At 66.9% G+C, this 11,703-nt stretch carries 6 protein-coding genes and 3 pseudogenes; 3 read left to right on the top strand and 6 right to left on the bottom strand.

The features are described from left to right. Positions 1 to 114: 114 nt before the first annotated feature. From ACWGJ5_RS28080 to ACWGJ5_RS28105, 6 genes and pseudogenes are all read right to left on the bottom strand, one after another. Positions 115 to 1,635, bottom strand: coding sequence for a sulfatase family protein (locus ACWGJ5_RS28080; protein WP_453312444.1), 1,521 nt, complete (start codon positions 1,633 to 1,635; stop codon positions 115 to 117). A 937-nt stretch (positions 1,636 to 2,572) separates the two neighbouring features. After that, on the bottom strand, positions 2,573 to 3,919 hold the full coding sequence (locus ACWGJ5_RS28085; RefSeq protein WP_453312445.1) for an ROK family transcriptional regulator: 1,347 nt from the start codon (positions 3,917 to 3,919) through the stop codon (positions 2,573 to 2,575). Positions 3,920 to 4,163: 244 nt separating this feature from the next. Beyond that, positions 4,164 to 4,347: pseudogene (locus ACWGJ5_RS28090) on the bottom strand (IS5/IS1182 family transposase); the annotation flags it as partial. A 263-nt stretch (positions 4,348 to 4,610) separates the two neighbouring features. Further along, the gene (locus ACWGJ5_RS28095) at positions 4,611 to 4,796 is read right to left on the bottom strand and encodes a hypothetical protein (RefSeq protein WP_453312446.1); all 186 of its coding nucleotides are present in this window, start codon (positions 4,794 to 4,796) and stop codon (positions 4,611 to 4,613) included. Between the two features lie 834 nt (positions 4,797 to 5,630). Beyond that, the gene (locus tag ACWGJ5_RS28100) at positions 5,631 to 6,755 is read right to left on the bottom strand and encodes an IS110 family transposase (protein WP_453312530.1); all 1,125 of its coding nucleotides are present in this window, start codon (positions 6,753 to 6,755) and stop codon (positions 5,631 to 5,633) included. A gap of 238 nt (positions 6,756 to 6,993) precedes the next feature. After that, a pseudogene (locus ACWGJ5_RS28105) lies at positions 6,994 to 7,179 on the bottom strand (IS5/IS1182 family transposase); the annotation flags it as partial. Between the two features lie 1,407 nt (positions 7,180 to 8,586). On the opposite strand from ACWGJ5_RS28105, the gene ACWGJ5_RS28110 reads away from it, so the two are divergent. The 3 genes and pseudogenes from ACWGJ5_RS28110 (at position 8,587) to ACWGJ5_RS28120 (ending at position 11,441) form a co-directional block, all read left to right on the top strand. Continuing rightward, positions 8,587 to 9,693 (top strand): aliphatic sulfonate ABC transporter substrate-binding protein, encoded by a 1,107-nt coding sequence (locus tag ACWGJ5_RS28110; RefSeq protein ID WP_453312447.1) that lies wholly within the window; start codon positions 8,587 to 8,589, stop codon positions 9,691 to 9,693. A gap of 14 nt (positions 9,694 to 9,707) precedes the next feature. Next, positions 9,708 to 10,529 (top strand): ABC transporter ATP-binding protein, encoded by an 822-nt coding sequence (locus ACWGJ5_RS28115; protein WP_453312448.1) that lies wholly within the window; start codon positions 9,708 to 9,710, stop codon positions 10,527 to 10,529. Further along, a pseudogene (locus ACWGJ5_RS28120) lies at positions 10,516 to 11,441 on the top strand (ABC transporter permease). The gene ACWGJ5_RS28115 and the pseudogene ACWGJ5_RS28120 overlap by 14 nt, the downstream one beginning before the upstream one ends. Positions 11,442 to 11,703 lie beyond the last annotated feature (262 nt).

Consider the following 11,703-nt stretch of genomic DNA (forward strand, 5'->3'; position numbering starts at 1 on the left):
TACCGGGACCGAGCCGGGTGCGGCCGAGCAGAGACCGCCGCCGGGCGCCAGGGACGGAACGGACACCGGAATCACGAATTCTTCCTGTCTGCTCACTCGTCCCTGCCCGTCGTTCTACGTGCGCGGTCGGGACGCCGTGCGGCAGCTCGTCCCCTTGCAGTTCCGTAGCGCGGTGAGCGTGCGCTGCAGTGACGCGCGTTGTGCGTCGGAGAGTGACGCTGCCCGGTTGTTCAACTCGTCGGGGTCCGAGGCCGTCGAGTAGAACTCGCGCTCTCCGTCGGCGTATTCGACATAGAGGGCGTCCGTGGTCCGAAGCGCCTCGTAGTCCGGTGGGTCGCCGCTGTTGTCGGGTGCCGCGTCGGGATCTCCGTTCTTGGACGCCGCCTGATGGTGCTCGATGAGCAGGGCCTGGCGCCAGTCGTCCTCGGTGTGGCCGTGCATGAGGCTGGCAAGACTGCGCCCGTCGACGGTCGAAGGGGGCTTGACGCCCGCGAGTTCCTGGAAGGTCGGGTTCATGTCGATGTTCTCGGCAAGCCGCGAGACGCGCTGACCGGCCGGCACACCCGGTCCTGTGACCATCATCGGCACCTTGATGTCGGTGTCGTACGCGGTCTGCTTCCCCGGCCTGAGCCGGTGTTCACCCATGTGGAAGCCGTTGTCCGACCCGAAGACGAAGTAGGTGCTGTCCGCCAGGCCCTGCTCCTCGAGCGTGCTCTGCAAGCTGCCGATCATCGCGTCGACGGCCTGCACGGACCGCACCCGCTTGGCGAACTTCTCGTTGATGTCCTGATGTTCCTTCGCCGTCAGAGGTGCCAGGCTGTGCTGCCACTTCGGAGCATGGAGCGTCGCCTTGTCGTAGGAGTTCGTGCGCGGGGCGGTGAGCCCGGGGTATGTGTTCGCGTCACGTGGAGCGGGTGTGGAGGGGCCGTGCGGTGCGAATGTCGCCACCTCCAGCATGAACGGCTTGCCCGCCTTCGCCGAGGACCCCACGAAGGACGTCGCCTTCTTCGACAGCACGTCCGTCAGATAGTCCTTGGGCTTATGCCCGTAGGACACGACCGCACCGTTCTCGTTCAAGTCGTAGCCGTATTCGGGATATCCGTCACCGGCGACGTCCCACTCGTCCCAGCCGGGCGGAACGTAGGGCTTGGACGTACCATTGCGATCGGCCGGCTGATATCCGTTCAGGTACTTCCCCATGAAGCCGGTTCGGTAGCCGGCGCGTTGCAACGCGGGTCCGAAGCTCTTCTGTTCGTCGTCGTTCTTCAGGAAGGCGCCGTAGCCGCCGTCCTTCCCGTTGTTGGTGAAGACTCCCGTGTTGTGCGGGTACTGGCCGGTGAAGATGGACGAACGCGACGGACAGCACAGCGAGTCGGTGACGAAGAAGTTCGTGAAGGTCGTTCCGTTCTTCTCCATCCGACGTACGTGGGGCATGTACTTCACGAGGTTCCACGACAGGTCGTCGGTGAGGACGTACACCACGTTGGGCCTGCTCTCGGAAGTCGAGGCACTGGCCGTGGGAGAGGGGTCGCCCCCGGCCGTGTTCTCCCCTCTCGTGCAGGAGGCCAGCAATACCGCGGCCAGAACCGCGCACAGGGCGCTCAGGACCTTTCGTGGGTGACGACTGTCGAGCATGCGACAGAACCTCCGTGCTTTGCGTTCATCATTTGGGGCGCTCCGCCGGATCAGAAGTCGGCCGGCACTCCCGGCGTCGGCATTGGACCCCGCGCTGCGGGGGATGGCAGGCGGGGTCCAGTGCCTGGGGGGCGCGTCGCCACCTGTGGCGGCATGCAGCAACCCCCGCGCCGGCGTATCCATGGCATCGGGCCAGCAGGCCAAGATACTCACCGGCGGGTACCGGTTGTGGAACTTCCACGTCGTTAGCGTAGTGGCCGACTGGGGGGCTTGGCCGGTTTACGAACTGATCCGAGCACCGACGCATTTAATCCGGCCCTACGACTGTGAGTCCCTACGGGGAATACTCTCCGCGTCGGCGGTCGGCCAGGAAGCACCAGAGAGGCAGCGGAACTGCAATGCAGAGCGACAGCAGCAGGTACCAGCCTCCGCCAGCGATAGTGACGGCCCAGGCGAGGACGACCGTGAAGAGAACCAGGGCCGAGGCCAAGGCCCACAACAGCACACGAGCTAACCATGCACCCACGGCCCGTCTCTCCTGCAACTCGGTTTCGGCTAAAACCGGAGTGGGCTCACCACATCCGGTGTCGGGGCGGTGGAGCGTGCCGTCGGCCATTGCGTACCTACTTTACCTCACCGTGGAAGTTGCCCGCAGCTTGCGAGGGAGGATATTTCCCCGACCTCCGCAACAATGGCTTCAAGGAAGGGAATCCGCAAGGGCATCGGTTCGGATTAAATCAGCCGCCCCGGAAAAAATCGGGCCCCCATAATTCCCTGTCCGCAAACTTGTGTCCTGACCAGCTGGCTGCAGCGGCCCCTTTGCGAAAAGACACTGCCTTTCGGGCGGCTAGTCAGTTGAGGAGGATCTGCCCCAGCAGCCGGGGGAGGCGTTCGGTGAGCTGGTCGGACGGCATAGAGCCAGGGTCACCCTGCGGCGCTACAGCCCAAAAGCCCGCACCGCAGCCTGACCCTCTACCACGTTCTCGAGGCCCTGCTGGACCTGCCGCTGCCGTGGCCTATGCGGCTTGGCTACACGCGCAGCCTCGTCAATCCGGCGTACCACCGTTGCCCGGTGCGTCTCCCGCAGCCACGTCACGCCTTGGTCAGAGTGCTGCTGGAGCAGGGCGATGGCCCCGAGCGCGGCGCCGGAATGGCCGAGTCCGGCCGGAATCAATCTCGGTACCCCGTGGACGCTGCGCATGGCATGCGCGTTGAGCATCCGTTCGATGGGCTTCAGCAAGGCTGCACCGGTCTCGACCAGCTCACCACCCAAGACGATCACATCAGGCCCGACCGCATGGCTCACATCAGCTAGTACTTTACCGACGCGAGCGCCGACCCGCGAAAGAACCTCATGCGCGGTCCGATCCCCTAACCGCAGTGCGCTCACCAACTCCGACAGGTCTGCTGCCGCACCGCCCGCGGTTCCGAGGGCCGCCAGTACCGCGTCGATCGAGGCGACTGTCTCCAGACACCCCCTCGCTCCGCACTCACAGCGTGCCCCGTCAGCCTCCACAGTGATGTGGCCGAATTCGCCGGATCGGCCCTGAGAACCGTGGTGCAGCATGCCGGCCATCACGAGTCCGCCTCCGACGCCATGCGACAACCGCAGGTACAACACGTTGCGTTCTCCTCGGGCGGCGCCCCAAATCGTCTCGGCCAACGCTGCCAGCCGCGTGTTGCTATCGATCAGTACCTGTGCGCCGAAACGCTGGTGCACCAGTGCCGAAACCGTACTACGCCGACGCCCCCCCAAGGAGCCGCTGGCCGGTAAGCCGACCGGTCCGACCACTCCTACGCCGATGGCGCTCAAGGCGCCCGGTCGCAATGTCCCGTCGGCCAGCTCGTTCGCAAGCCGCCAGGCAACTTCAATGCGGGTTTGCCACGGCGTGTCGGGGCCGTGCGCCTCACCTACGGATCCGACGATCTCGCCGACCGCGTCCATCGCAGCCACCCGAACTGCCCGTCGTGCAAATTCGATGCCGAGCAACTGGCCAGACGCACGGTTGAGCGTCAGCACTTCTGCCGGGCGGCCCCGTCTGCGATGGGTGACCTCCGGTACTGAGGCAAGGACGGTGCCGCCGTCCAATAGCGCTCCGACCACGTCGTAGAGGGTGGTGCGCGATAGACCGCACAGGGTCCCTAGGTCAGCTCGCGTCAGCGGACCGTGCTCACGCAGCAAGCGCAACACCAGGGCTTCGTGTTCTCGGCGTGATCGGGGCACGGAGCCACTCTGGCGCTGCATGCCGCCCGAAGCGGATATCCGCTTTATCTCCGTCACCATTGAGAAAGGTGTATCCCATCTGTGAGCCCAGCTACTACACGCTGGAACGGAACCGAGTTCGTCGCTCATGGCGCCGAAAAGTTAGACGGCGTTCTTGTGGGAATTTTGTGGACTCTCGACGTCAGGGGGCTATCGGGTGTGACGCAAGCGCTTGCCAGAGGACTGCCCCCACGCAGGCCTCTGCTAAAGGGTGTTGCACAGGGCGGAGCCCAGGCAGGTCGAAGCGGTAAGCGGGCTTGTCCGCTCATGATGCGAGGGCGAGGTTGTGCATGTGAGCGACACAACAGCCTGGATTGCGCGATGGACGCCGTCGCCACGCTGGCGGCAGTCGCAACGAATCTTGTAGTTCTTCATCCGGCCGATGACATATTCCACCCACGCACGCACCTTCGGTGCTCGGCGTTGTCGTCCTCCTCGCCCTTCAGCAGGGCCGCCACCGCGGCGTTGGGCCTTGGCGCGACGACCAACTACGCGCCCGCGCAACCATCGTCGCCAAGGCATACCTGGACGTCGCCGGGAAGACGAGCGCTCACTGGTACGAAGGCGGGTGCCGACCGGAGCGCTGCTGGCCGCGACACTCGCCGGGGCTGCTACCTGGGCCATCTCCGCCCGCGCGGTCCATCCGCTACGGCGACTGCAGCGCGGTACCAGCGGACTCGGCCCCAGGACCAACACCGCGCGCCCAGAGCACTCACCAACCCGGATCGCCGAAGTGGACGACACTGGTCGCCAAATGCCGCTCCGGCAGCACACACGCCGCGGCACTGCTCAAGAAACGGCGGAGTACGTCGGCACCGCCGCCGGCATCCTGATGGACCTCATGGACCCCCACCTGCTCGTCTTCCTCGGCGGCGGGCTTCTGCAGACCCCGGAACATGTCTGCCCACTCCGTGCCACGGCCGCCGCCCGGCTCCCCCGCCCCACGGCAGCTGAACGCATCGTGCCCACCGGCATGGGAGAAGGATCCCTCGTCCGAGGATCAGGAAGCCTGCCCCTGCACGCCTTCCTCTCCGACCCTGCAGCCCGTACTGCCAGTTGACATAGGTGGAGGGAAGCCAGCGGCTTCCCTCCACCGTTCACAGTGGGCACGCCGGAACCTTTTGCTGCGAAGGTGGGACAATGCCCGTTTCTGCGGGATGCCGCCCCGAGCTCGCTGGATGACAGTTTCGAACCCGGGACGACGCCTTTGATGACAAGCCCGCTCATCGCGTGGCAGCGCCATCTGGAGACACCGCGCACTTTCAGCGAGCACTGATCGGGGACGAAGCCGGCGCCCGCAGCTCACAAGGCTCCCCTGCCGCTATGGAAGGTGTCGGGCGCGCCAACTCATAGGCGAATACGTTGTTGAGGCGCCGTCATGCCACCTGCTTGGACCCCGGTCCGAGTGGAGACAAACCCGTGAGACGATCAGCGCGGCAAACTACTCTCGCGCTGGCCTCTCGGGTGGAGCGGTGGGACTGCGGCGACACTTGTCCCTGCATAAATCGCAGTCGGCACGGCATCTTTGTGGCGAGGAAACCCACGCTACAGCGACCGCGGCTACTTGTCTTCGACCCGTCCGAGTGGGTTGAGGCTTGCCGACAGTACGTTCCGCGCCTCGGCCCACGCAGGATCACCAGGAAAGAGGGCGGTGCGGAGGTAGGCGCAGGTGAGGTGCTGGACTGCTGCGAGTCGCTCAGGGCTCTCGTCCGTTGTTTCGGCGGCGTGTTCGTCAAGCTGCGGTCATCAGGGTCGCTGAAGTATCAGGCTGCTGGTGACGCGTGATCATGTCGGCGCGGATCAGGCAGTACACCTCGCGGGCTGTGTAGCGTTTCAGACAGCGCATGACCTCGCGTTTTCCCTTTCCTTCGGCGGTGCGTCGCTCCAGGTAGAGGCGGGTGCGCTCGTCTTGTCGCATACGGGTGACCACGATGCGGTGCAGCGCGGCATTGGCCTGCCTGTCTCCGCCGCGGTTGAGCCGACGGCGCTGGCTCTTGCCTGAGGACTTCTCCACAGGACTGACACCGCACAGGGCGGCGAAGGAAGCCTCGCTGCCCAGCCGTTCTGGGTTGTCGCCTGCGGTGATCAGCAGGGCTGCCGCGCTATCCGGTCCGATCCCGAGCTGCTCCAGCAGGCTGGGCGCGGTAGCCCGGACCGCTATGGTCATCCGCCTTCCGAGCTCGGTGGCTTCTTGCCGAAGCTGCACAACGCGCTGCGCCAGCAGCCGCAGCGTGAAGACCGCCGTGTCGTCTGCCGGGTTACCCTCGCGGGAGTCGGCCAGTTCCGAGCACCGGCGGACCAAGAGCGAAGTCGAGAGCGGCTCCAGTTCCTCGCGAAGGGCGGACGGAGCGTTGACCAGCACGGCCTTGAGCTGGTTGAGCGCCTGGGTGCGGGCTTTGACCGCGGAGTTCTTCGCCAACCGGAGCATACGTAGCGCTTCCACGTGCCCATCGCCGCTCTTCGGTAGTGCCCGTGCGATGCCGGACAGCGCCGCCCGGGCGGCAGACTCGGCGTCAACGGCGTCGGTCTTGCCACGGCGGCGCCGGGTGGACCGGTCCGGCTGGTTGACCTCCACCACCGGAACCTGCTGGGCCGCGAGGTAGCGGGCCAGGCCCGCACCGTAGGAGCCAGTGCACTCCACTCCCGCCCGCAGCACCGTCCCGCACTGGCGTGCCCAGTCGAGAAGGTGGCGGTAGCCAGCCGCGGTTGCCGGGAACTCCCCTGTGTTCAGCAGGCGACCAAGGTGGTCAAGGAGGGCGGCGACGTGCACGTCCTTGTGGGTGTCGACGCCCAGCACCACCACGCGCGGCTCGGCCGCAGCCTCGACAGTGTGGACAGCAGGAAGGACAGCCGGCATGCCTAAGGTGGTCACGGTGCTCCTGTTCGACGACGTACCGATTGTCAGCGCCGGGTAGTGGAGCGGTCAGAACTGTGACGGTGCCTTCGAGGCCAAGGCCCCCATCGAGACACGCTCCGCCGGCCCGGTGCCGGTACGTGCCGCTCCGGCCGGGCCGACAGATCAAACACAATGCACAAGCGGCCAGTGAGAGTACGAGTCAAGCCGTGGCCAGAACGACACGGCCACCATCCTCACAGTGGGAGTAGTCGGCCCGGCCGTCGCCGACCCGGTCGCACTCGGCGAGGGTGCCGTCGAGCAGGACGAAGTCGGGATCGTGCTCGCGCAGCGTCTTCAGCAGACCCGGTGCACGTTCGGCGAGCAGGTCGACGACCGCGCGGGTGTAGGCGTGGGCGGTGGACTCGCTGGTTGCCGCTATCTGAGCTTCCAGGTCGTCCGGACCTTTTGCGGGTGCGCTGAGCCAGCGCCTCGGCTGCGATGACAAGTCGGTCAGTCATGTCCCGGTGGCAGGCCGTCAATGAGGGCGTGGACCTGGTCAGCGCGCCGAAGCGCCTGATGACGGCAACTGCCTGATCGGGGTCGTCCTGCGCGGCGATCCACGCGGTCATGGCTCGCAACTCATCGGAAAGGATGGGCAACGCCGCATCGACCGGAGAGTGGTCTTTGTCGGCCAGGCCGGCGCGCAGGGCGCCCATCGCGGTCTCGCCCCGGTCCAGGATGAGCGATTCTTTGGCGGGGAAGCAGTTTGAAAACCGTCTTCTCCGAGACTCCGCACGCCTGGTCGGTCTGCGAAACGCGGACGGTATCGAAAACGCGCTCCAGGAACATCTCCGTCGCGGTGTCGGACAGGCGTTGCCGCCCAGTGAATGCCGGATTTGCCCCAACGGGGCCGATCCGGACCCTTGGCGCCCATCCCGCCGCCTCGCGTGTCCCACCGACCATGATCACGCGTGGTGCGGGCGAGGCGTAGGCATGTGCTGTGGCAGGTGTACGCGTGTGCTGCGACAGATCCGGAACGAGTTAACGGGTGGCGATCGAACGGACGGCCGTGCCAGAGAACGGGGGCGCAATGCCCGTTGCGCGCGCCCAAATCGTGCCACTGTCCGCCCCACCGCCGCCGTACGCCATGGCGGTAGAGAGGCACCTCATCGGCGCGAACATCGCGAGGTCCTCCGCACGGATCTACCAGTTCTCGCTCGCACCTGGGGATGGTTGCTGCACGGCGAGCCGGCGCCGACCGGACCGGCCCACCGCGGCGTGAAGCCCGACCCCTTCGACCTGGCCGCGATCGACGACCGGGCCTGCCGCCGCGGCTCGCCGAGCCCGCAGCGGCGCGGGCGGACGCGATGGACGCGGACATCGCCACCGGGGAGCTGTCGGCCGCACGCAAGGCGATCGGCTGGTGGCAGGCCAGGAGGATCGCTGCCGATCCCACGCTCGGGATCGCGCGCCGCCCGGCAGCGCCGGACCCACGAAGGCGCCGCCCAAGGCCCATCATGAGCAATACCGATCACCGGGGAAACCGCTGACACGCTTGGACAATGGCCCGCCATCCCAGAGACTGAGATGCTCACGTCCATCTTATGAACACCCTCTTGGGGAGGGTGTCACCTTCTGCCACGATCCCTAGCAGCCAGGTAGGAAAACTAGGGATCAGGGGGTGGCCGTGGGAGCGCTCAGCTGCGCAGACCGGGTGTTGCCCGTGCTGACCTCGCGTCGTCACATCGACTTCGGCCGTAAGTCCAGTGCCATCTGTCGGCCGGTCTGAGGCCTCAGCACCCCATGCGACACCCCTCCTTGATCACCGCTCCTTCCCTGAGAGGACACCTCCGTGTCTGCCGAAAGACCGCTCACCACCCTGCGCACCCTCGCCGTCATAGCCGCCCTCCCCCTCCTGCTCACCGCATGCGGCTATGGCTCCAAGTCCGCTGACGACGGCAAGCAGACCACGGTCGCGGCCGGCGCCAAGAAGCTCTCCGCCGACGAAGTGAAGATCGGCTACTTCCCCAACCTCACCCACGCCACGGCTCTCGTGGGCGTCCAGGACGGGCTGTTCCAGAAGGAGCTCGGCGGCACCACGATCAAGGCCTCGACCTTCAACGCCGGCCCCTCCGAGATCGAGGCGCTGAACGCGGGGTCCATCGACATCGGCTGGATCGGCCCCTCCCCCGCCATCAACGGCTACACCAAGTCGAACGGCAAGAACCTGCGCATCATCGGTGGTTCCGCCTCCGGCGGCGTGAAGCTCGTCGTCAACCCGAAGAAGGTCAAGTCCCTCAAGGACGTCAAGGGCAAGACGATCGCCACGCCGCAACTCGGCAACACGCAGGACGTGGCGTTCCTCAACTGGATCGCCGGCCAGGGCTGGAAGGTCGACGCGCAGAGCGGCAAGGGCGACGTGTCCGTCGTCCGCACCGACAACAAGATCACCCCGGACGCCTACAAGTCCGGCTCCATCGACGGCGCCTGGGTGCCCGAACCGACCGCGTCCAAGCTGGTCGCCGAGGGCGGCAAGGTGCTGCTCGACGAGTCGACGCTGTGGCCCGGCAAGAAGTTCGTGATCACAAACATCATCGTCCGCCAGGACTTCCTCAAGCAGCACCCGGACGTCGTCGAGGCCGTGCTGCGCGGCTCGGTGAAGACCAACGCGTGGATCAACGCCAACCCGGACAAGGCGAAGGCATCCGCCAACGCGGCGCTGAAGGAACTGTCGGGCAAGGCGTTGCCCGCCGACGTCATCGACCCGGCCTGGAAGTCCATCACCTTCCTCGACGACCCGCTGGCCTCCACCCTCAACACCGAGGCGGAGCACGCGGTCAAGGCCGGCCTGCTGGACAACCCGGACCTGAAGGGCATCTACGACCTCACGCTCCTCAACAAGGTCCTCAAGGCCGAGGGCAAGAGCGAGGTCGACGACGCCGGCCTGGGCGCCCGGTAACGACGAGAGGACCGATGAGTTCCCAGGAGGTGACGACCATGGCCACCACGATCACCAAGGATGCCGAGGACGCCACGGCGGTGACACACGCCGCCCGCATCGAGCACGTCTCGAAGTCCTTCCCCGCACCGGGCACCCCCGGCGGACGGCAGCTCGTGCTGGACGACATCACGCTCGACGTCGCACCGGGCGAGTTCGTCACTCTTCTGGGAGCCTCTGGCTGCGGCAAGTCCACCCTGCTCAACCTGGTCGCGGGACTGGACCGGCCGTCCGCCGGCTCGATCGCAACGGACGGCCGGCCCGCCCTGATGTTCCAGGAGCACGCCCTGTTCCCGTGGCTGACGGCGGGCAAGAACATCGAACTCGCGCTGAAGCTGCGTGGCGTCGCCAAGGCGGAGCGCCGGCCGGAGGCGGAACGGCTGCTGGAACTCGTACGGCTGCAGGGCGCGCACCGCAAGCGGGTGCATGAGCTGTCGGGCGGTATGCGGCAGCGCGTCGCGCTGGCCCGTGCGCTGGCCCAGGACAGCCGACTGCTGCTGATGGACGAGCCGTTCGCCGCGCTGGACGCCATCACCCGCGACGTCCTGCACGACGAGCTGACCCGCATCTGGAGTGAGACGGGGCTGTCGGTGCTGTTCGTGACGCACAACGTACGTGAGGCGGTGCGGCTCGCCCAGCGGGTGGTGCTGCTGTCCTCACGACCGGGCCGCATCGCCCGGGAGTGGACCGTCGGCATTCCGCAGCCGCGCCGCATCGAGGACAGCGCGGTCGCCGAGCTGTCCGTCGAGATCACCGAAGAACTGCGGGGGGAGATCCGCCGTCATGGCCAGCACTGACGTCGGCGCCGACATCGACAAGGACGGCATCCGGGCAGCCGAGGAGTCGCAGGACGCTCACGGTCTCGCGGGACTGGAGCCGGCGTCGACGCCCTGGACTCGGTGCAGACCGGCCGTACACCTCTGCGCGAGACCCTGACACGCAAGGTCTTGCCCCCTGCCACCGCAGTGGCGCTGGTGATGTTCGTCTGGCAACTGCTGGTGTGGGCCGAAGTCGCCCCCGACTACAAGCTGCCGGCGCCGTCCACCGTGTGGAGCGAGGTCCACGATGCCTGGCTCCAGGGCACCTTGCTCGACTACATCTGGACCAGCGTCTCGCGCGGTCTGCTCGGCTTCCTGCTGGCGCTCGCCATCGGTACGCCGCTCGGCCTGCTGGTCGCCCGGGTGGGATTCGTCCGGGCGGCCATCGGCCCCATCCTCTCCGGTCTGCAGTCGCTGCCGTCGGTGGCCTGGGTGCCGCCCGCGGTGATCTGGCTGGGCCTGAACGACTCGATGATGTACGCCGTGATCCTGCTCGGCGCGGTCCCCTCCATCGCCAACGGCCTGGCCGCGGGCATCGACCAGATCCCGCCGCTGTTCCTGCGGGCCGGCCGGACAATGGGTGCGACCGGCCTGCGCGGGGCCTGGCACATCGCGATGCCGGGGGCGCTACCCGGCTATCTGGCGGGACTCAAGCAGGGGTGGGCGTTCTCCTGGCGGTCCCTGATGGCCGCCGAGATCATCGCCTCCTCGCTCGATCTGGGCGTCGGCCTCGGCCAGTTGCTGGAGAACGGGCGCAACAACTCCAGCATGTCGCAGGTGTTCCTCGCGATCTTCCTGATCCTGCTCGTCGGTATCGCCATCGATCTGCTGATCTTCAGCCCGCTGGAGCGGTGGGTGCTGCGCAACCGCGGCCTGCTGGTCACCCGCTGAGCGAACGGACCCCGCTCGACACGGGTTGCGCGCCCGATCCCGTCAGCCACCGGCGCACCCGTACACGGCACCGGCCCGCAGAGGCGTCATCGCGTCACAGCGGAGCCGGTGCTGTCGTGTGCGGAGGAGGTGGGCCGTGCCCGCGGTGGGGCGCGTCGGGGTGAATCAGCTTTCCGGAAATCTCGCGCTGAGCGCCTCGTAGGGTCTCGTAGGCCGTAGCCCCAGCTCTGGCAGATCTTCCCTTCCGTCCGACGAAACCCCA

The organism is Streptomyces sp. NPDC054783 (genome assembly GCF_053611725.1).